The organism is Escherichia sp. 93.1518, from assembly GCF_013368915.2.
In the GTDB taxonomy this organism is placed as follows: Bacteria; Pseudomonadota; Gammaproteobacteria; order Enterobacterales; family Enterobacteriaceae; genus Escherichia; species Escherichia ruysiae.
In genome coordinates this window covers 1-20,059 of the sequence record NZ_JABWMT020000014.1, presented here as the reverse complement: position 1 = coordinate 20,059, position 20,059 = coordinate 1, and the positions used below count along the sequence as shown (strand labels likewise).

Sequence of the window (20,059 nt, the reverse complement as noted above, 5' to 3'; positions counted from 1 at the left end):
TCTATACCTACTCCTTCCCGTAACGTCTTTAATACGCTGTAAGTATTACTATACCTGCGCAACCAGAGCCTGTGAAAAGTCCCAAATACCATTTCCTGCATTATTCACATATTTGATAAAAACTCTCTATCAAAGAGGGCTTTCGATAAAAAAATATTGTCCCGGGAATTGTGGGAAAAGTATTAGCGACCATGCAGAATAGAAAGTGCTCATCTTTTATTTCCCGGGAGGGGAAATGTCGCGCGTGTCGCAGGCGAGGAACCTGGGTAAATATTTCCTGCTCATCGATAATATGCTGGTCGTGCTGGGGTTCTTTGTTGTCTTTCCGCTGATCTCCATCCGCTTCGTTGATCAAATGGGCTGGGCCGCCGTGATGGTCGGTATTGCCCTCGGTCTGCGTCAGTTCATTCAGCAGGGGTTGGGTATTTTTGGCGGCGCAATTGCCGACCGCTTTGGCGCTAAACCGATGATTGTCACCGGTATGCTGATGCGCGCCGCCGGATTCGCCACCATGGGCATCGCTCAGGAGCCCTGGCTACTGTGGTTTTCCTGCCTTCTCTCAGGTCTTGGCGGCACTCTTTTCGATCCGCCGCGTTCGGCGCTGGTGGTCAAATTGATTCGCCCGCAGCAGCGTGGCCGCTTTTTCTCGTTGTTAATGATGCAGGACAGTGCCGGTGCGGTCATTGGCGCATTGTTGGGGAGCTGGCTGTTGCAATATGATTTCCGCCTGGTCTGCGCCACGGGGGCGATTCTGTTTGTGCTGTGTGCAGCATTTAATGCCTGGTTGTTACCGGCGTGGAAACTCTCTACCGTGCGCACGCCAGTCCGCGAAGGCATGGCTCGCGTGATGCGTGATAAACGTTTTGTCACTTACGTCCTGACGCTGGCGGGCTACTACATGCTGGCCGTTCAGGTGATGCTGATGCTGCCGATTATGGTCAACGATGTTGCTGGCGCACCCTCTGCCGTTAAATGGATGTATGCCATTGAAGCATGTCTCTCCTTAACCTTGCTCTACCCTATCGCTCGCTGGAGCGAAAAGCGTTTTCGTCTGGAACATCGGTTGATGGCTGGGCTGTTAGTCATGTCGTTAAGCATGATGCCAGTTGGAATGGTCAGCAGTCTGCAACAACTCTTCACCCTGATTTGTCTGTTTTATATCGGGTCGATCATTGCCGAACCTGCGCGTGAAACCTTAAGCGCCTCGCTGGCGGATGCGCGAGCGCGCGGCAGCTATATGGGGTTTAGTCGTCTGGGTCTGGCGATTGGCGGCGCTATCGGTTATATCGGCGGCGGTTGGCTGTTTGATCTGGGTAAGTCGGCACAACAACCAGAGCTACCGTGGATGATGTTGGGCATTATTGGCATAATCACCTTTCTTGCTCTGGGTTGGCAATTTAGCCAGAAGCGCGCTGCGCGTCGGTTGCTGGAACGCGATGCCTGAAAACGCGATGCGTTCTGTTACCATTGCTCGTCCTGTCAACCTGACGCGCCTTAACAGCTTGTTATTACCAGCCGCCGCAGAATTCAGTTTTTTCTGCTGGCGAGTTTAACGCTGGTGGCACATGCTGCGTTGTGTCAGGATATTGACGCAGATTTCATGTCGAGGACTACCATGAACAAGTTTTTATTTGCCGCTGCATTGCTCGTCAGCGGCCTGCTCGTTGGCTGTAATCAACTCACCCAGTACACGATTAGCGAACAAGAAATTAACCAGTCGCTTGAGAAACATAATAATTTCTCGAAAGATATCGGTTTGCCCGGCGTAGCTGACGCCCATATTGTTCTGACAAACCTGACCAGCCAAATTGGTCGCGAAGAGCCGAATAAGATAACCTTAACCGGGGATGCAAATCTGGATATGAACTCCCTGTTCGGCAGCCAGAAAGCGACCATGAAACTAAAACTGAAAGCACTGCCGGTTTTCGATAAAGAAAAAGGCGCTATCTTCCTGAAGGAAATGGAAGTGGTCGATGCGACGGTACAACCGGAAAAAATGCAGACAGTGATGCAAACGTTGCTCCCCTATTTGAATCAGACATTACGCAACTACTTTAACCAGCAACCGGCTTACATTCTGCGCGAAGATGGCAGCAAAGGTGAAGCAATGGCGAAAAAACTGGCGAAAGGTATTGAGGTGAAACCTGGCGAAATTGTCATTCCGTTTACTGATTAAACACGAGGGCGCATTCGCGCCCTTTATTTTTCGTGCAAAGGAAAACGTTTCCGCTTATCCTTTGTGTCCGGCAAAAACATCCCTTCAGCCGGAGCATAGAGATTAATGACTGCACCATCCCAGGTATTAAAGATCCGCCGCCCAGACGACTGGCACCTTCACCTCCGCGATGGCGACATGTTAAAAACTGTCGTGCCGTATACCAGCCAAACCTATGGTCGGGCCATCGTTATGCCCAATCTGGCACCGCCCGTGACGACCGTTGAGGCTGCCGTGGCTTATCGTCAACGTATTCTTGACGCCGTCCCTGCCGGGCACGACTTCACCCCGCTGATGACCTGCTACTTAACTGATTCACTGGATGCAGACGAACTGGAGCGAGGGTTTAACGAAGGCGTGTTCACCGCTGCAAAACTTTACCCGGCAAACGCGACCACCAACTCCAGCCACGGCGTGACGTCGGTTGACGCTATCATGCCCGTACTGGAGCGAATGGAAAAAATGGGTATGCCACTGCTGGTACACGGAGAAGTGACACACGCCGACATTGACATTTTTGACCGTGAAGCTCGCTTTATTGAAACTGTTATGGAACCGCTACGCCAACGCCTGGCTGGGCTGAAAGTGGTTTTTGAGCACATCACGACTAAAGATGCCGCTGAATATGTTCGTGATGGTAATGAACTACTGGCTGCTACCATTACCCCTCAACATTTGATGTTTAACCGTAACCACATGCTGGTTGGTGGTGTACGTCCGCACCTGTACTGCCTGCCCATTCTCAAACGTAATGTGCATCAACAGGCGCTGCGTGAACTGGTCGCCAGTGGCTTTAGTCGCGTTTTCCTTGGGACTGACTCCGCGCCACATGCGCGTCATCGCAAAGAGAGTAGTTGCGGTTGTGCCGGCTGTTTTAATGCACCAACGGCGCTGGGCAGTTACGCCACTGTCTTTGAAGAAATGAATGCGTTACAGCACTTTGAAGCGTTCTGTTCTTTAAACGGCCCGCAGTTCTATGGTTTACCGGTCAACGAATCGTTTATTGAACTGGTACGCGAAGAGCAGAAAGTGGCTGAAAGCATCGCTCTGACTGACGACACGTTGGTGCCATTCCTGGCCGGAGAAACGGTACGCTGGACAGTTAAACAATAAAAAACGTAGTTCCCTGTTGTCATTAGGTTATTTTACCTGTATAAATAACCAGTATGTAAAACAGGGGGCTATTATGAGAATTGAAGTCACCATAGCAAAAACTTCTCCATTACCTGCCGGAGCCATTGACGCCCTGGCCGGTGAACTTTCCCGCCGTATTCAATATGCGTTTCCTGATAACGAAGGTCATGTTTCTGTTCGTTATGCCGCAGCCAATAATTTATCGGTTATTGGCGCAACAAAAGAAGATAAACAGCGCATTAGCGAAATTCTGCAAGAAACATGGGAAAGCGCAGATGACTGGTTCGTTAGCGAATAATATGCAGTAATGTTTGTTTTTGCCGGGTCGCCCCGGCTTTTTTATTTTCAGCACAAAATTTCTACACTTCCTCAAAATAATTGCACGATATGCTAAAAAAATATGAATGACATGCTGTTTTATTGTTCATATAAATCTTAAAAACAAAAAAATATCTCTTTCCCCCTTTAAAAATTCTGTGGATACCCTTACTTATTGGTATACTGAAGTTGCTTCAGATAAAAATGCATTGAACCTCGAATAACGTTGTCTAGTAACACGAATTAGGGGGCCATGATGGAAAAAAACAATGAAGTCATTCAGACTCATCCGCTCGTAGGGTGGGACATCAGCACCGTTGATAGCTATGATGCTCTGATGTTGCGTTTGCACTACCAGACCCCAAATAAGTCCGAGCAGGAAGGGACTGAAGTTGGTCAGACACTCTGGTTAACTACTGATGTTGCCAGACAATTTATTTCGATATTAGAAGCAGGAATAGCCAAAATTGAATCTGGTGATTTCCATGTAAATGAGTATCGTCGTCATTAACTTGACATGACCATCCACCCAAAAGGCACCAGATTGGTGCCTTTACTATTTCTGGGTTGTATATCTGCATTCACTTAATTACTCTGCTTAAATCATGAGAGCAGAGAGAAAAAAATGAAATACGATCTCATCATTATTGGCAGCGGTTCCGTAGGTGCTGCAGCCGGGTATTATGCCACTCGGGCCGGTTTGAAAGTGCTGATGACCGACGCCCATATGCCGCCGCACCAACACGGCAGCCACCACGGTGATACACGATTAATTCGCCATGCTTATGGTGAAGGCGAAAAGTATGTTCCGTTGGTGCTTCGCGCGCAAACCCTGTGGGATGAACTCACCCGTTACAACGAAGAAGACCCCGTTTTTGTGCGCTCTGGCGTCATCAACCTCGGCTCTGCCGACTCCGAATTCCTCGCCAATGTCGCCCACAGCGCGGAACAATGGCAACTCAACGTCGAAAAACTGGATGCGCAGGCCATTATGGCTCGCTGGCCTGAAATACGCGTTCCTGACAATTACATCGGCTTGTTTGAGGCTGATTCTGGCTTTCTGCGCAGCGAACTGGCGATTAAAACCTGGATCAAACTGGCGAATGAAGCTGGCTGTGCTCAACTGTTTAATTGCCCGGTTACCGCTATTCACCATGATGACAACGGCGTAACCATTACAACAGCTGACGGCGAGTATCAGGCGAAAAAAGCGATCGTCTGCGCGGGAACCTGGGTAAAAGACCTGCTGCCAGAACTCCCTGTCCAGCCAGTACGCAAAGTGTTCGCCTGGTATCAGGCCGATGGTCGTTATAGTATGAAAAATAAATTTCCGGCCTTTACCGGAGAGCTGCCCAATGGCGATCAATATTACGGCTTTCCCGCCGAAAATGACGCCCTGAAAATTGGCAAACACAATGGTGGACAGGTGATTCATTCAGCAGATGAACGCGTTCCGTTTGCTGAAATCGCCAGTGACGGTTCTGAAGCCTTTCCCTTCTTACGTAGCATACTGCCGGGTATTGGTTGCTGCCTGTACGGCGCTTCCTGCACCTACGATAATTCACCTGATGAAGATTTTATTATCGACACCCTGCCCGGTCACGATAATACGCTGCTGATTACCGGTCTGAGTGGACACGGATTTAAATTTGCATCGGTATTAGGGGAAATAGCCGCCGATTTTGCGCAAGGCATAAATAGCGATTTTGATTTGACGCCATTCAGACTTGCCCGCTTCAAATAATCATCATCACGGCCTCAAAAATGAGGCCGTTTTTATAGGAGTTTTTAATGCGTCGGCTGGTGAACTATCTCATTAATAATATCCGCGAGCATCTCATGCTATATCTTTTTCTCTGGGGATTATTGGCAATTATGGATCTGATCTACGTGTTTTATTTTTAACCGCACCCCACTGACATAAATTGACAAAACCTTAATCTCTCTTTCATTTGGCGTGAAAAATTGAATAACTTTATTTCTGTCCTGGTAGCATTCCCCTGACATACCTCATCCTGAAACCACTAAACTTATGAAGATTCTTTCATTATTAAATCAAAATTATTGAAATAAAAATAAATATCATTCGAATTGTTATTTTTCAGTTGCAATTCATTCTCCAACGCGCCATTTTCATTCTTTCGCAAATAAGTTTCGGATGCATTTATGCCCCTTACAAATACCCCCAAACGCTATGGTGTTATATCGATGGCCTTTCATTGGCTGAGTGCAATCATTATCTACGGCATGTTTGCTTTAGGACTATGGATGGTAACGCTCAGTTATTACGATGGTTGGTATCACAAAGCACCAGAGCTGCATAAAAGCGTCGGTATTCTGTTAATGATGGGGCTGGTTATACGCATTCTGTGGCGCGTTATATCCCCACCGCCTGGTCCGTTGCAAAGTTATTCGACCATGACGCGCCTCGGCGCACAAATTGGACATCTCGCGCTGTACTTTTTGCTCTTCGCCATTGGCATCAGCGGCTATCTCATCTCGACCGCCGATGGCAAACCGATCAGCATTTTTGGCTGGTTTGACATCCCCGCGACCCTTGCCGATGCTGGCGCACAGGCTGACCTTGCCGGTGCCCTGCATTTTTGGCTCGCGTGGAGCGTCGTCGTACTGTCCGTTATGCACGGATTTATGGCCCTGAAGCATCATTTCATCGATAAAGACGACACCCTGAAGCGTATGCTGGGAAAATCGTCATCTGACTATGGAGTATAAAATGAAAAAAAGCCTGCTTGCTTTAACCTTTGCTTCCCTGATGTTCTCTGCCGGTTCAGCTGTCGCCGCCGATTACAAAATTGACAAAGAAGGTCAGCACGCCTTTGTCAATTTCCGCATCCAGCACCTTGGCTATAGCTGGTTATATGGCACCTTTAAAGATTTCGACGGTACTTTTACCTTTGATGAAAAGAACCCAGCTGCTGATAAAGTGAATGTGACAATTAACACCACCAGCGTCGATACCAATCACGCCGAACGTGATAAGCATCTTCGCAGCGCAGATTTCCTCAATACCGCAAAATATCCGCAGGCGACGTTCACTTCTACCAGCGTGAAGAAAGACGGTGATGAACTGGATATTACGGGTGATCTGACACTAAATGGCGTAACCAAACCAGTAACGCTGGAAGCAAAATTGATTGGTCAGGGTGACGATCCGTGGGGCGGTAAACGTGCGGGCTTCGAGGCAGAAGGCAAAATTAAGCTGAAAGACTTCAACATTAAGACTGATTTAGGTTCAGCTTCGCAGGAGGTTGATCTGATTATTTCGGTGGAAGGTGTACAGCAGAAGTAATGCATAGATGTTGCCGGATGACGCACATCCGGCACGAATGTTTATTCTGTTGGATCAGGAATGATCAGCGTCGTGTTCAGGCGTCCACGCGATTTATTAAAGATCTTATTGCCATTTTCTCGCCCAGCACGACGGCGGCGCTGTTCTTCTGGCGGTAATGCACTTTCTTCACAGCAAATCTCACTACAACAGCCCTTGAATTTCTCGGCACACGCCGGACACTGGATAAACAACAGATGACAGCCATCATTTCTACAATTGGTATGGCTGTCACAAGGTGTGCCACACTGATGACAATGCGCAATAATTTCGTCAGAGATCCGCTCGCCCATCCGCTCGTCAAAAACAAAATTTTTACCAACAAAGCGGACAGGCAAACCTTGTTCACGCGCCTTACGAGCGTATTCAATAATCCCGCCTTCAATATGCCAGACTTTATTGAATCCGTTATGTTTCATCCAGGCACTGGCCTTTTCGCAACGAATACCACCGGTGCAGTACATCACGATCTTTTTATCTTTATGCGCCTGCATCATCTCAACCGCTTTTGGCAGTTGTTCGCGAAAGGTATCTGCCGGAATTTCCAGCGCGTTTTCAAAATGCCCCACTTCATATTCATAGTGGTTGCGCATGTCGATAAACAGCGCATCGGGATCATCAAGCATGGCGTTCACTTCCGCTGCTTGCAGGTATTCCCCCACGTTACTGGCATCAAATTGAGGATCGTCAATACCATCGGCAACAATTCGGTCGCGAACCTTCATGCGCAGCACCCAGAAGGATTTCCCGTCATCATCCAGCGCAATATTCAGACGTAAACCGTTTAAAGCAGGATCAAAAGCATAAAGCTGTGCGCGAAATGTCTCTACGTTGCTCGCCGGTACGCTGATTTGTGCGTTGATCCCTTCATGCGCCAGATAGACCCGTCCAAAGACATTCAACGCGGTAAATAGCTGATATAAAGCATCACGGGTCGTTTTGGGATCGGTAATGTGGAAATATTTATAGAACGAAATGGTGGTGCGTGGTTCGCTCTCGGCCAGCATTTTGGCTTTCAGCGCGTCATTAGAAATGCGGTTGTGTAACACTGGCATGGTGTACGGTTCCTGCGGGGTGGGAAAGTAAAAATCCGCAGCATGATATAGCAATTATCGACAATTAACATCCATACATTTTACGCTACATTTGCGCATTAAAAATTATTAATGATTTACATACGCGGTAATTTCGCCCAGTCTTCGGTCACAAATTTTGGTTGCGGACGAAAAAATGCGACAATACATACAATTGCCCGTATAGGTTGAAAGACAGGATTGATATGACGAATCTACCCAAGTTCTCCACCGCACTGCTTCATCCGCGTTATTGGTTAACCTGGTTGGGTATTGGCGTACTTTGGTTAGTCGTGCAGTTACCCTACCCGATTATCTACCGCCTTGGCATTGCGGCAGGACGACTGGCGTTACATGTTATGAAACGTCGCGCCAAAATTGTATATCGCAACCTGGAACTGTGCTTCCCGGAGATGAGCGAACAAGAACGCCATGAAATGATGGTGAAGAATTTCGAATCCGTTGGTATGGGGTTGATGGAAACCGGCATGGCGTGGTTCTGGTCGGATCGTCGAATTGCCCGCTGGACGGAAGTGATTGGCATGGAACATATCCGTGACGTGCAGGCGCAAAAGCGCGGCATTCTGTTGGTCGGCATCCATTTTCTGACGCTGGAGCTGGGCGCAAGGCAATTTGGTATGCAGGAGCCGGGTATCGGCGTCTATCGCCCAAACGATAATCCGTTGCTCGACTGGCTGCAAACCTGGGGGCGCCTGCGTTCGAATAAGTCGATGCTTGATCGCAAAGATTTAAAAGGCATGATCCGGGCACTAAAGAAAGGCGAAGTGGTCTGGTATGCGCCGGATCACGATTACGGTCCGCGCTCGAGCGTTTTCGTGCCGCTGTTTGCTGTTGAGCAGGCGGCGACCACCAGTGGCACCTGGATGCTGGCGAGAATGTCTGGTGCGTGCCTGGTGCCGTTTGTTCCGCGTCGTAAGCCAGACGGCAAAGGCTATCAGTTGATCATGCTGCCGCCAGAGTGTTCACCGCCTCTGGATAACGCCGAAGTCACCGCAGCGTGGATGAATAAAGTGGTCGAGAAATGCATCATGATGGCACCGGAACAGTACATGTGGCTGCATCGTCGCTTTAAAACGCGCCCGGAAGGCGTACCTTCACGCTATTAAATCTCCCTTGCCGGATGTTTCGAACTGCATCCGGCATTACCGCTGCCCCCCCCTGATTTAGCGATAAAAGCTCTGTACATTGCGTCACCTATAAGTCAGGCGCATAATTAGTGTGCTTACTTTTTCTCCTTTTATTCACCGCGCCTGGCGCACCAACAGCGGATTGCTATGTCACTCTGTGAAAATGACACCCCCATAAACTGGAAACGAAACCTGATCGTTGCCTGGCTAGGTTGTTTTCTTACCGGTGCCGCCTTCAGTCTGGTGATGCCATTCTTACCCCTCTACGTTGAGCAACTTGGCGTCACTGGCCACAGCGCGCTGAATATGTGGTCGGGAATTGTCTTCAGTATTACCTTTTTATTTTCCGCTATCGCCTCCCCTTTCTGGGGTGGACTTGCCGACCGCAAAGGCCGAAAAATCATGCTATTGCGCTCTGCTCTTGGCATGGGCATCGTGATGGTGCTGATGGGGCTGGCGCAAAATATCTGGCAGTTTTTGATCCTGCGGGCGCTGCTTGGTTTGCTTGGCGGATTTGTCCCCAACGCCAATGCTCTTATCGCCACACAAGTACCGCGTAATAAAAGCGGCTGGGCGCTGGGTACGCTCTCCACCGGCGGCGTTAGCGGCGCGTTGCTCGGCCCGATGGCTGGTGGCTTACTCGCTGATAACTACGGCTTACGTCCGGTATTCTTTATTACCGCCAGTGTGCTCATACTCTGCTTTTTCGTCACCCTGTTTTGTATCAGAGAAAAATTCCAGCCCGTCAGCAAAAAAGAGATGCTGCACATGCGGGAAGTCGTAACATCGCTTAAAAATCCGAAACTGGTACTTAGCCTGTTTGTCACAACATTAATTATCCAGATTGCTACTGGATCTATCGCGCCAATCCTGACGCTGTATGTCCGCGAACTGGCAGGAAATGTCAGTAATATCGCCTTTATTAGCGGCATGATCGCCTCCGTGCCCGGCGTGGCTGCACTGCTAAGTGCTCCACGACTCGGTAAACTTGGCGATCGTATCGGGCCAGAAAAGATCCTGATAACTGCGCTGATCTTTTCTGTGCTGCTGTTGATCCCAATGTCTTATGTCCAGACACCACTGCAACTGGGGATTTTACGCTTTTTGCTCGGCGCCGCAGACGGCGCTCTGCTCCCCGCCGTACAAACGTTGCTGGTTTATAATTCGACCAACCAAATCGCCGGGCGCATTTTCAGCTACAACCAGTCGTTTCGCGATATTGGCAACGTTACGGGGCCGTTGATGGGCGCAGCTATTTCAGCACACTACGGCTTTCGTGCTGTATTTCTGGTTACCGCCGGAGTCGTTTTGTTTAACACGGTCTATTCGTGGAACAGCCTGCGCCGTCGCCGACTCCCCCAGGTATCGAACTGATTTTTCGCCTTTCATACTTGCAAAAGCGGAGAATCAGCTATTCTTTCCCTGAACACCTCAGCAAATCAAAGGGAGAGTCGTGATGACTATGTACGCAACGCTTGAAGAAGTTGAGAATATTTTTACATTTATAATAATCAATGGGTTATGAACGCTTTATAGATTAGTACCACCATCATCGACAATCACTGATTCACATATGACCTCTGTACCATGCTATTCATCATGGTAAATGGATGTGTCAATCCCCACACTGGGGTATGAAAACCCATGCTAGCATTTCGGAAGTAAACAAAGCCCCCATAGCACCGATACCATCACCTTTGTAGTTATTGAAGATAAACTCTTTATCATCTTCTGTTAGTTGCTTATCTGAATATACTAACTCCATTACTTTCAAATGTAGTTGTGATTTCTTTTTAGTTACTCTTACCATAGAATACCCTTGTACAGTTGTTGTATAGGTATCTATAAAAATGAAGATAAAAGAAATAATGATGAAAATAAGGTTCTCACATATAATGTGCATATGCATTGGCGTATTAATACCAATATATTGTGATGTACTATTCTTACATGGATTTGATAGTGGTACAGTATCAGCAATTATGGATACAGTAATTGCCGCATCGGCATTACTTGCCGCATGGAGTGTACGTAACTGGTTAAAAGATAAAGTCAAAAACAAAGGCTTTGAACATGCAAAAGAAATATTAATCGGTATGCATTTAATCACCAAGCTATTATTTGAGTTACAGTCAGATTATAAGAATTTTGCTTTGAATTACATGGATGGATCTGAGCTAAACAAAGAATTCCAAAAAAATATGAAAGTAGAGCATAGTAACTTATTAGTTCAATGTACTAATATCAGAAAAAAAGCAATTGAATTATTAGTTGCAATTTTTAGCTTAAGCTCATGGGATATGAAGTGCAACTATCAAGAAGAATATGTTAAATATTTAAAAGTGTTAGAGGACGCAAGAGAAATTATTGAAGAAAAGCTATCTAATTTAGATATCGATGGTCATACGAGTCATATCATTAGGCATAAAACATGGATAAAATCTAAAGACGAATTTGATAAAGTAGTAGCAAAATGTTCATTAAAACACAGAGCATTAAATAAACGTTTCGTAAGTGCATTCTCTTATGCCCCACCAGTAGAATAAAAAAAGCCCCATAAGGGGCTTTCTTAGCTTCCACCAACCATAATCAAAAGCACCTGTAAAAGCTCCCCTAATGGGACTTGAATAACTACAATTCCAAACGCATCTAGTAGCGGTACTATTAACCAGTTGTAAGCTACAATCATAGTTAACACGAATCCAAGAGTGTTACGCCAGTGAAATGATACTCTTTCAATTTCTTCTTTGTTTACTTCTATTTGACCTTCGGCGTTAGTTTTCTGAACTTCTTTTTCCACTGTTTTTTTCTTGATGAAAAAATCCATACCAGATTTTAATAGTTCTACTAAGATACTAATCATTTTTTTACTCCTATTACATATTGATAGAAATGTTTACCCTTAACACTGATAAAATGTGAATCGAGTAGCACTACTTCAAAGGGTATACCTTTATACGTCCATGTTAGTATATCCCCATCAGTCCACTGTGATTGCTTATAGGAGAAAACTACATTCATATAAGTTTTAATATCAGGTGCAAAGGCTTTAACTTTCTTTTTTATTTTCTTATTGTCTAGTTGAAAAAGTTCGAACTGATATGAGTTACCAAATGGTGTTACCCCATCTAATGTAATCTCGTTAACTTCTTCCCCATAGTGATGATCTTCTAAATTCATATGTTACCCCTTCTTCAGTTTAAAGTGTCCTTTCATGCCGCTAACGATTGTAGTTACTCCCTTTTCTGCTTCTTCATAGAAGTCATAAATTAGCTTCCTCTTCTTCGTTTCACGTACACCAATTACACGTTTAGTTTTTGTCTTCGTATCTTTCTTAGTTGTATCGATTAGGTACTTTTTCCCGTTTTCAACTACTACGCGATATTTACCCTTTTCAATATTACTTTTAAGCTGGGGTATGTTCCCCTGTTTAGTCAGACGTGCCGCAGATGTAGGTACAAATTTCTTTAGTGGATCGGGATGTACAATTACATCATAAAGGTATCCGGCTTGAATATCTTTAATCATGATAGTACAGCTTACGCTAGTACCGGACTTGTTATAAAAGTACAGTACAGCATTCTTTGTAAAGGCTACGCCCCCTTTATCGATTGAATCATTTAAATCTGCTTGCATTTCCTTAGCTAGTTGGCGAGTACGTTTAATTAGTTCATCTTGGAATTGATTACCATATAATTTTCCCTGTTGATTTAGATAGCCCTTTGCACTGGATAGGCCAGTTATTTTTGCATTGATTTTCATGTGAGAGTCCCTATTAGATCCTTTACAATTTTAAATAGCTTTAAACGCTCTGTATCACTCGCTGGCAGCCTCACCTTTGCAAGTATGGCTTTATTCAGATTATGCGGTTTAAGTCCACATGAGCCGATTAGAGTGGCTTCTACTAGTGCTGCTTGGTTAGCAGTAGGGAAACACCATAGAACATACTTTTTATAGTTCTCCCCTGCGTCAATTAAGGCATTTACTGTTTTACTACTTGATGTGTAGTCCTTCCAATTCGATTGTTTGGTACTGGACTTTAATTTTTTAATATCTTTAACGCCCTTATATATCTGCTTCATACCAATATACCAACCAGAATTTTCAAACTGAATCAAGTAAACAAATGCGGCATAGTTGCCAGAATCTACATCATTTATATTCCAGACTTCTGGATCAAACATATCCCATATCATAAATATCCTTAACTATTACTATTATTATAAGGTTATTTATGGACATTAAAGAAAGATTAAAACTATATGAAGGTACTAAAGAATACCAACGAGTACGCGGATACTATCGACAAGACAAGTTCTACCCATATGTAGATACCGAAGGGTACGCTACAGTGGGATATGGGCATAAGATCCTAGATAGTGAGCGTGAAAAATTTAAAAACGGTATCAGTGCCATTGATGCAGATTTACTACTAGCATGGGATATTGACCGTACTATCAAGGATGTTAAAACATTGGGCTTGGACTTACCGAAGGACTGGCAAGACTTCTTAGTTATTATGGCCTTTCAGTTGGGTTTAGGTGGTGTTAAGAAGTTCAAGAAGATGATTGCAGCACTACACCGCAAGGATTGGAAGGAGGCGATTATTCAGGCTAAAGATAGTCTATGGTATCGTCAGACACCTAACCGCGTTAAAGATATGATTTATCAATTAGTAAACAAATAGCAAAAAGAAAAGGGGCAATAAGCCCCTTATTTTTTTTCTAATATTGCTATCACTCGTTCTATTTTTAGATCCATTGAATGAATCTGAGAACGTAAATCATTGAGTGCTGATTCTAAATCATCCTGACCCTTTTCTAACCTTTCTACGTCCGATTTAGTATGTGCTAAATCTGATTCTATTTTAGCCAGTCGTGATTCAAGTGTTTTAAAGTCTGCGGATTTATCTCTAATGAGATTCCAAATAAAAGCACCCAAAGCTATTATGACGGCAATTATACTTTCCCATCCTGCCATATAATAGATCCTATTTTATATTTTATAGTTACTTTTATTTATGGTTGGATGGTAGTACCAGTTAATAACCAGTAAAGGCAGCTAGGGCTATTTGTACCTGAGATGATCCCATTGCCGTAGGGTAGTTCATCTGGTTTTTATTAACGTACTGTACTGTAAATGAAGTAGCACTATTACGACGAATCATGATACCGGAATAGCCACCTACAGTACCGTCATCTGTTACGTTACCTGGACACTGACTAATGCAGATCCACGGATTAGCAAAGTTAGTATTGAAGGTGATAGGACTTGCCAGATCATGACCAGCCGGAATTGTGAAAAAGTCCAGTATACGCGGCATAGTACCAGCACTGGCAGCACTCCAGATCAAACCACCACCAGTATTGAACACATCCAAATAACCAGACGTCATTGCATTAGTATTATTAGATAGCATAAAACGGCCTGTACCAGCTTCATAGAGTGATGCACCCGGAAAGCAGTACCTACCATCACTGTATAGTTGAAACCAGCGTAGGCCATCGGCTGGAAAGAAATTAAGCCCAATATAACCTAGTGTAGAGCCATTACCAAAAGCAGATGGAATATTGAAAGCACCGACATCAATTAGACCGCCCATATCTTTGACTTGAGAAATTAGAGTAGCTCTATTATCAGAATCTACAGTGAGTTTCCCATATGCATTATAGACATTAAAACCTGACATAGATAATCCTTATCCGAATGAGTAAACATCAAAAATAACAGTACGGGCAGATATATAGCCAGTAGGTGTATAACGTACTGTAAATGCGTCATTACCGGGAATACAGTAAAATTCAGTACCCCACGCTACGGAACGTGGAACGGCTAACCAGCCAGTTGTACGCATACCACCGAAGGCAACACCCCAAGTATTTGTAGTACCGGATGCAATACTTAATGAAGTTGCCCCCATATAACGCATATTATAATCGCCCAAATCTACTACTATCTGCCCTGCTGCATTCCAGCATTGTAGACCTTGTGCCATTACTCTTTATCCCCTTCCTGAATGTCTTCATCTTTACCTGATAGTGCATCCATATTAACCATTAGTCGCTGTGGTAGTTCTTCCCATGATACGTTATTTGATTTAATGATTAAAAAGTCATCACCAGATGCGGCAATTTCACAAATATTATTAAGTAGAATTGCTTTGATTGTACCGTCTTCATCTTTTAGATATTGAAACATAATATTATCCTTTAGTAATGACGGGGGATAATTCCCTCGCCTACGCCTTTATTTATTACCATAATCCCATACGAACACGTAACGTACCATTTGCATCAAAAACCTGAATCATAGTATTACTGATTACCATGCGACCAGTACCGCCAGATCCATTAATATAGAAAGTACCAGCTTTATTAATCTGCCACCCCTGACTATTTGGAACATAGTTATTACTTTGAATAGTATCTGCAATTTTGGCCGTAGTGATCGTGCCGTCAACAACCTTTAATGTGTTCACTGAACCATTAGCCAGCTTTAAATTGGTGATGGCAGCGTCAGCGATGTACCCGGTGCCGATCGAAGCTTGCTGGATCATCGCAGTTTTCAGATAAGTAATACCGCCTATCACCGTAAAGGGTGCTGCACCACCTACAGTAGCAGTTGAAGTACCAGATATTACGAATTTTTCTGCGGCGAAATACACAGCACTGGTATTAGTTGCACCATCGGCAATTAATTTAAAACCAGCTACAGTACCGTTAGCATTGACGGATAATGTATACGTAGCGTTTACAGAATCTTTATTTGCCTTTGTACTCATTTCCTGGTTAACACTCGCAAAGCCTGCATCAGTTGATGATTTAAGCTGAGTGATTGCCGTAGTTTGTGCCGTATCGTTATCTGCAACTGTCTGTGTAAGAGTGGTAATCTTTGCAGTGTTACCATCTACACTATTCTGTACTACTGCTACCTTAGTATTAGTATACTCATTACTTTCATTTACTGCATTGTTCAATGTTTCATCAAGTCGATCATTAAGGTCTAAGATTGTATTGATTTCGTCTGCGTCTTCCTGAGTAAACTGATACTTCGATTTAATATTAATATTCACTTCTGGGCTGTACTGGATATCATCCATACCGAAGGCATCGAATAGACCCACTTTTACCCAATAGTCACCATCTTTAATATTTGGAACACTATCAAATTCTGGTTTATTACTAATATATGAAGTAGTGTTAATATCAGTACGCATTACGATGTGTGCACCTGCATAATCTGGTTCGGTTGATTCAGTCCAACTAACAAATAAGTTACCAAATCCGCCACCAACTTCTACGCCCTGTACTAGACCACATTGCAAGTTTTCGGGAGTAATAGTTACTTCCTGAGAGAATGTACCAGATAAAAATCCCTGTGCCATAATACCAATAGTTGGTTTACGTAGTTTGTACTTGTTCAAGTCCAGTGAGAAATTAAAGCCACTTTCCTGAGTATAGAAAGTATCTTTTAGTACCGCACCGTCGTAAATCTTAATTACGTAATATTTGAAGTAGTCGCTAAATGAATTACCATTTACTTTTAAATTCTTCTGACTATCCCATCGTAGATTAAAATCTGTTTCATTTGTAATTAGTAGTCCACTTGTTGCGTTAACTAGTTTTAGTCCAGTGATTGAAGGTAGGGTAAAGTTAAACTCTGGTTTAATACCCATGATAGTAGCTTTGACAGATACACCACCTAGAATATTATATGCACTAACTGCAAAGTCATAATGTGAATCAGTATCAAGACCATATAGATCAAATTCAAGTTTACCTACTGGCGTTTGACCTGCAATTGTCCAGTTTTGGGCTGTACTGAGTTTATAATAGACATAGTACCCGCGAACGTTACCGGACGGGCTTGCATCCCATGAAATATTAACAACACTACCAGTAGTAGTATCACCCTTACGCGTAATCTGTACGTTTGAAGGTGGTAATATTTGACGTAGTGCATCACCAGAGATAACACCGCCTGGACTCCATATACCTAGATCATCACCATCAAAGATTTCATCTGGATATTCTACGGCAGTTACTGTTACATAGCCTACGTTCTGTTGGTCAGTTGCAACTGATTTAGATAATACTTTGAACTTTCCAGAGACTGCTAATTCTTTAAAGTTAACATTGATACTATCCCAGACACGAAGATCCCAACCTTCGGCAGTTGTAAAGGTTACAGTACGTTTGGCGAACTTAGATTTACGTAGTTCGGCGTTAACTAGACGTGCTACGGTTTCCTTATCATAGATGGCCTTAAAGTCACGGGATAAGGTAATAACCAGTCCGTCACTATTAACCACATCGTCATTACTAATATTTGATGGAATACGCAATACATCTGTAGTATAGAGTGTATCGATGTTCGTATATTGTGCATCAATTACGTTATAGTAATCAGCATTACCGGAAGTTGTAATACTTGCTTCACCATAGATATTAGTTTCATCAAATGAATATACTGATAGAGTTTTACGGTCTACTGTTACGTGTACCTGTCCTGCGTGGACATACATAATACCGCCAAATGATTGTAGGATTGTTTCTATATTCTCTTTATATGTCGATTGATAAGACATACCTATATTAGAATATAATTCCTGTTGAAAACAATACTGACTTACTTCAGTGAATGAATCCTGATTTACTAAAGCTGGTTCAAGTCCTAATCCATATGTAGTATCAGTTAGATAATTATAAATCTGACTTGCTGGACATGAAGTAGCAAATACAGTACCGGAATTGAAATCATATATTTTCTGGCCTTTTAATTCTACGGTCATATTGAAGTTATCATTTGTTAAGATACCATCCATAGTAGAATCTTCGGTTTTATATATTACGGTACTGATTGATACAACACCCTTACCTAAGAATTTATCTGTCCATTTCGGACCCGCATATATTTTAGCTAGTTCTTTTGTAGTTGTGTAATTACCACCAAAGCGTACTTCTACTTGTAGATATGGCTGGAATTTTGAAACTAGATTAGCTTTTGGGATAATACCATCGGTAGTAACTGGTACTGCTAAAATTGGCTCGTTATCCATGTAAATCTGCTCAATGTGATTTCCAGTACCGGACATTGATACTACTTGTTCACTGAAGAAATACTGTGAGCTATCGTCTTTGACATTATACCAGTTATTGATTACGCCCGTTAATACGAAGCTACCGCCTGATACGCCGTTTTTGTGTGGTGCACTACCGCCATAAATGACAGGTAGGCCACTGGTTGGACTGGTTGATCGCTGTAATGCACTTGCTACATCGGAATATCCGGCTAGTCCCCCTACTTGTCCCAGCATACTGGTAGCTACTAATGATAGTGCACCTGCTGCCGCTCCCCAATATGCCGCTACTGTTAATGTTGCCCCACCCGTATATACGGCAGCTACAACCATCACGGCAGTTATTAGAGCACCAAAAATACTATTTTGACTCCCCATTCTTAACACTCCTATAATACTTGCCTATTTTCTTTTTATTGATTAGTTCGAAAGAAGTATGATCATAATTAATACCTAACATACGACCGGATACTACTATTGCCATAATTAATGGATTCTCTGGATCTAACCAAATATCCCCATCGACTGGTACTTTCACTTCCTGGCATTCTTGTCTAATAATATCTTGTGTACTTTCGAATCCTAATTCTTTTAATTGTGCTACACCTTCTTTTAGTGATGTATATGATGCAACTTGTGACCAGTTAGTGCCTTTGATTTCATCAACAATACGTAAAGCTACGATATTGCAATCATTAGTACCGAAGGCGTAGTCTGTAGCTAGTGCATCTTCAATATGTTTTATAATTCTGTTGTGTAGATTCATTATTTCATCTTCCATTCTTGGTTTGCTTGGTTTACCTGTCCTAGTAGTGACATAAACGCATCGCCTGGGTAATACGATTGATACACTGAATCACTAGCAATAGTACGCGTTTGTACGTCTAACTTCTGGTAGATACTGTTAACGTTAATCGTTAGTTCTGTAACTTTCTGGTTTGGATCTGCTGTTGCTTGACAATAGTCAATGAATCCAGAGAACATCAACATCTGATAGATTGGTGTAGTAGTGTATGGATCTAGAATTACCATAATAATATTAACTTTCGCTTTGAATAGGCCATTACCTAATGCAAGCATCTGTACTGAGTTGTCAATATTACTAACTTTAAAGGAGATAGAGTTATTACTAATTCCCTTTTCCTCACTAAAGCTCGGTAGTGAATCCTGTATAATATCTGGGAAGGACTGGTATACTACACTATTTAGGTTTATGTTAATGAATGCATCAGTCCAGTGAATGGCATTTTGTCCACGGGGGAAAACATCAAAACATGTTACATGCTGCCCTAGACTCATGATCTCCTGAATAGTAAGAGATGTACGATTACCACCGCGTGTAAGGTTCCAGTATTTTAGGAGGTTGGCATTTGTTTTTAAATCATCCATATTATAAATTCTCCGTCGCCTTTAGTTTGATCATCATTACGTTAGTAATAGGTACTGTATAGTCATTATCTGCATTCAGTACAGCCGATAGTGTTAGGTTGTTATACTTGATGATTTCACCTGCCTGTACTGCCGCTCTTAGTGCTGGGAATACTGTAATACTGGTATTAGTACGGTCAATGATTCGATATAGTTTGGTGTGGTTAGTGAACTGTACTAAGTCACCTACGCCCAATAGTTGAGAGTTAGTATTCAGTACGATATTACCTGCTGGTACTGCTGATACACTGGATACTGTGTAGACTGGCCCCCTGAATCTCCAGACAACCAATATCACTTATTTAAGTGATAGTC

At 43.5% G+C, this 20,059-nt stretch carries 26 protein-coding genes; 13 read left to right on the top strand and 13 right to left on the bottom strand.

Annotated elements, in window-relative coordinates; all coding sequences use genetic code 11:
* Positions 1 to 235 precede the first annotated feature (235 nt).
* The 9 genes from mdtH to HEN21_RS12245 all read left to right on the top strand — a co-directional run bounded on the left by mdtH (position 236) and on the right by HEN21_RS12245 (position 6,977).
* On the top strand, positions 236 to 1,444 hold the full coding sequence (gene mdtH, locus HEN21_RS12285; RefSeq protein WP_000092223.1) for a multidrug efflux MFS transporter MdtH: 1,209 nt from the start codon (positions 236 to 238) through the stop codon (positions 1,442 to 1,444).
* A gap of 171 nt (positions 1,445 to 1,615) precedes the next feature.
* Positions 1,616 to 2,176: a lipoprotein gene (locus HEN21_RS12280; RefSeq protein WP_176252527.1), complete on the top strand. Its 561-nt coding sequence runs from the start codon at positions 1,616 to 1,618 to the stop codon at positions 2,174 to 2,176.
* Between the two features lie 105 nt (positions 2,177 to 2,281).
* Complete coding sequence (pyrC, locus tag HEN21_RS12275) at positions 2,282 to 3,328, top strand: dihydroorotase (RefSeq protein WP_000126575.1); 1,047 nt, start codon at positions 2,282 to 2,284, stop codon at positions 3,326 to 3,328.
* A gap of 73 nt (positions 3,329 to 3,401) precedes the next feature.
* Positions 3,402 to 3,647, top strand: coding sequence for a DNA damage-inducible protein I (gene dinI / locus HEN21_RS12270; RefSeq protein ID WP_001217754.1), 246 nt, complete (start codon positions 3,402 to 3,404; stop codon positions 3,645 to 3,647).
* 276 nt (positions 3,648 to 3,923) lie between these two features.
* The gene (gene bssS, locus HEN21_RS12265) at positions 3,924 to 4,178 is read left to right on the top strand and encodes a biofilm formation regulator BssS (protein WP_000414435.1); all 255 of its coding nucleotides are present in this window, start codon (positions 3,924 to 3,926) and stop codon (positions 4,176 to 4,178) included.
* Positions 4,179 to 4,292: 114 nt separating this feature from the next.
* Positions 4,293 to 5,411, top strand: coding sequence for an N-methyl-L-tryptophan oxidase (gene solA, locus HEN21_RS12260; RefSeq protein WP_176252528.1), 1,119 nt, complete (start codon positions 4,293 to 4,295; stop codon positions 5,409 to 5,411).
* A 47-nt stretch (positions 5,412 to 5,458) separates the two neighbouring features.
* Entirely contained in the window at positions 5,459 to 5,572 is a 114-nt protein-coding gene (locus tag HEN21_RS12255; RefSeq protein ID WP_001253739.1) for a YceO family protein, read from the top strand.
* A gap of 261 nt (positions 5,573 to 5,833) precedes the next feature.
* The gene (locus HEN21_RS12250; RefSeq protein ID WP_176252529.1) at positions 5,834 to 6,400 is read left to right on the top strand and encodes a cytochrome b; all 567 of its coding nucleotides are present in this window, start codon (positions 5,834 to 5,836) and stop codon (positions 6,398 to 6,400) included.
* A 1-nt stretch (position 6,401) separates the two neighbouring features.
* Positions 6,402 to 6,977, top strand: coding sequence for a YceI family protein (locus HEN21_RS12245; RefSeq protein WP_176252530.1), 576 nt, complete (start codon positions 6,402 to 6,404; stop codon positions 6,975 to 6,977).
* A gap of 41 nt (positions 6,978 to 7,018) precedes the next feature.
* Here the strand turns inward: HEN21_RS12245 and trhO are convergent, their stop codons facing one another.
* Positions 7,019 to 8,071 carry an oxygen-dependent tRNA uridine(34) hydroxylase TrhO gene (gene trhO, locus HEN21_RS12240; RefSeq protein WP_105284902.1) on the bottom strand — a complete coding sequence of 351 codons (1,053 nt, stop codon included), beginning with the start codon at positions 8,069 to 8,071 and terminating at the stop codon, positions 7,019 to 7,021.
* 224 nt (positions 8,072 to 8,295) lie between these two features.
* On the opposite strand from trhO, the gene lpxL reads away from it, so the two are divergent.
* Positions 8,296 to 9,216, top strand: coding sequence for a kdo(2)-lipid IV(A) lauroyltransferase (gene lpxL / locus HEN21_RS12235; RefSeq protein WP_010351771.1), 921 nt, complete (start codon positions 8,296 to 8,298; stop codon positions 9,214 to 9,216).
* A 168-nt stretch (positions 9,217 to 9,384) separates the two neighbouring features.
* The gene (mdtG, locus tag HEN21_RS12230) at positions 9,385 to 10,611 is read left to right on the top strand and encodes a multidrug efflux MFS transporter MdtG (protein ID WP_176252531.1); all 1,227 of its coding nucleotides are present in this window, start codon (positions 9,385 to 9,387) and stop codon (positions 10,609 to 10,611) included.
* Between the two features lie 241 nt (positions 10,612 to 10,852).
* Here mdtG and HEN21_RS12225 read toward each other — a convergent pair whose 3' ends face one another.
* Positions 10,853 to 11,047 carry a hypothetical protein gene (locus tag HEN21_RS12225; protein WP_049595139.1) on the bottom strand — a complete coding sequence of 65 codons (195 nt, stop codon included), beginning with the start codon at positions 11,045 to 11,047 and terminating at the stop codon, positions 10,853 to 10,855.
* A 40-nt stretch (positions 11,048 to 11,087) separates the two neighbouring features.
* On the opposite strand from HEN21_RS12225, the gene HEN21_RS12220 reads away from it, so the two are divergent.
* Positions 11,088 to 11,783, top strand: coding sequence for a hypothetical protein (locus tag HEN21_RS12220; protein ID WP_148713390.1), 696 nt, complete (start codon positions 11,088 to 11,090; stop codon positions 11,781 to 11,783).
* A gap of 23 nt (positions 11,784 to 11,806) precedes the next feature.
* On the opposite strand, the gene HEN21_RS12215 is transcribed toward HEN21_RS12220, so the two are convergent.
* The 4 genes from HEN21_RS12215 to HEN21_RS12200 are packed head-to-tail and all read right to left on the bottom strand — an operon-like array spanning position 11,807 to position 13,421.
* Complete coding sequence (locus HEN21_RS12215) at positions 11,807 to 12,100, bottom strand: hypothetical protein (RefSeq protein ID WP_000623549.1); 294 nt, start codon at positions 12,098 to 12,100, stop codon at positions 11,807 to 11,809.
* A complete protein-coding gene (locus tag HEN21_RS12210) occupies positions 12,097 to 12,417 on the bottom strand; it encodes a hypothetical protein (RefSeq protein ID WP_001047145.1) in 321 nt (106 codons plus the stop codon). The genes HEN21_RS12215 and HEN21_RS12210 overlap by 4 nt, the downstream gene beginning before the upstream one ends.
* A 3-nt stretch (positions 12,418 to 12,420) precedes the next feature.
* Positions 12,421 to 12,999 (bottom strand): hypothetical protein, encoded by a 579-nt coding sequence (locus HEN21_RS12205; RefSeq protein ID WP_000700039.1) that lies wholly within the window; start codon positions 12,997 to 12,999, stop codon positions 12,421 to 12,423.
* Positions 12,996 to 13,421, bottom strand: coding sequence for a GIY-YIG nuclease family protein (locus HEN21_RS12200; RefSeq protein WP_250951649.1), 426 nt, complete (start codon positions 13,419 to 13,421; stop codon positions 12,996 to 12,998). Before HEN21_RS12200 ends, HEN21_RS12205 begins: the two co-directional genes overlap by 4 nt.
* Positions 13,422 to 13,471: 50 nt before the next feature.
* Between HEN21_RS12200 and HEN21_RS12195 the strand changes: the two genes are divergently transcribed.
* Positions 13,472 to 13,924, top strand: coding sequence for a glycoside hydrolase family protein (locus tag HEN21_RS12195; protein WP_000351735.1), 453 nt, complete (start codon positions 13,472 to 13,474; stop codon positions 13,922 to 13,924).
* A gap of 26 nt (positions 13,925 to 13,950) precedes the next feature.
* Here the strand turns inward: HEN21_RS12195 and HEN21_RS12190 are convergent, their stop codons facing one another.
* The 7 genes from HEN21_RS12190 to HEN21_RS12160 all read right to left on the bottom strand — a co-directional run bounded on the left by HEN21_RS12190 (position 13,951) and on the right by HEN21_RS12160 (position 19,705).
* Positions 13,951 to 14,217, bottom strand: coding sequence for a hypothetical protein (locus HEN21_RS12190; protein WP_151329330.1), 267 nt, complete (start codon positions 14,215 to 14,217; stop codon positions 13,951 to 13,953).
* 61 nt (positions 14,218 to 14,278) lie between these two features.
* On the bottom strand, positions 14,279 to 14,926 hold the full coding sequence (locus HEN21_RS12185) for a hypothetical protein (RefSeq protein WP_000012755.1): 648 nt from the start codon (positions 14,924 to 14,926) through the stop codon (positions 14,279 to 14,281).
* Between the two features lie 9 nt (positions 14,927 to 14,935).
* Positions 14,936 to 15,232 (bottom strand): hypothetical protein, encoded by a 297-nt coding sequence (locus tag HEN21_RS12180; RefSeq protein ID WP_024186061.1) that lies wholly within the window; start codon positions 15,230 to 15,232, stop codon positions 14,936 to 14,938.
* Positions 15,232 to 15,435: a hypothetical protein gene (locus HEN21_RS12175; protein ID WP_000488017.1), complete on the bottom strand. Its 204-nt coding sequence runs from the start codon at positions 15,433 to 15,435 to the stop codon at positions 15,232 to 15,234. The genes HEN21_RS12180 and HEN21_RS12175 overlap by 1 nt, the downstream gene beginning before the upstream one ends.
* A gap of 55 nt (positions 15,436 to 15,490) precedes the next feature.
* Entirely contained in the window at positions 15,491 to 18,694 is a 3,204-nt protein-coding gene (locus HEN21_RS12170) for a phage tail tip fiber protein (protein ID WP_024186062.1), read from the bottom strand.
* Complete coding sequence (locus tag HEN21_RS12165; protein ID WP_001352475.1) at positions 18,678 to 19,097, bottom strand: DUF6950 family protein; 420 nt, start codon at positions 19,095 to 19,097, stop codon at positions 18,678 to 18,680. The genes HEN21_RS12170 and HEN21_RS12165 overlap by 17 nt, the downstream gene beginning before the upstream one ends.
* Positions 19,082 to 19,705 (bottom strand): DUF2163 domain-containing protein, encoded by a 624-nt coding sequence (locus tag HEN21_RS12160; protein ID WP_000342239.1) that lies wholly within the window; start codon positions 19,703 to 19,705, stop codon positions 19,082 to 19,084. The genes HEN21_RS12165 and HEN21_RS12160 overlap by 16 nt, the downstream gene beginning before the upstream one ends.
* Between the last annotated feature and the right edge of the window lie 354 nt (positions 19,706 to 20,059).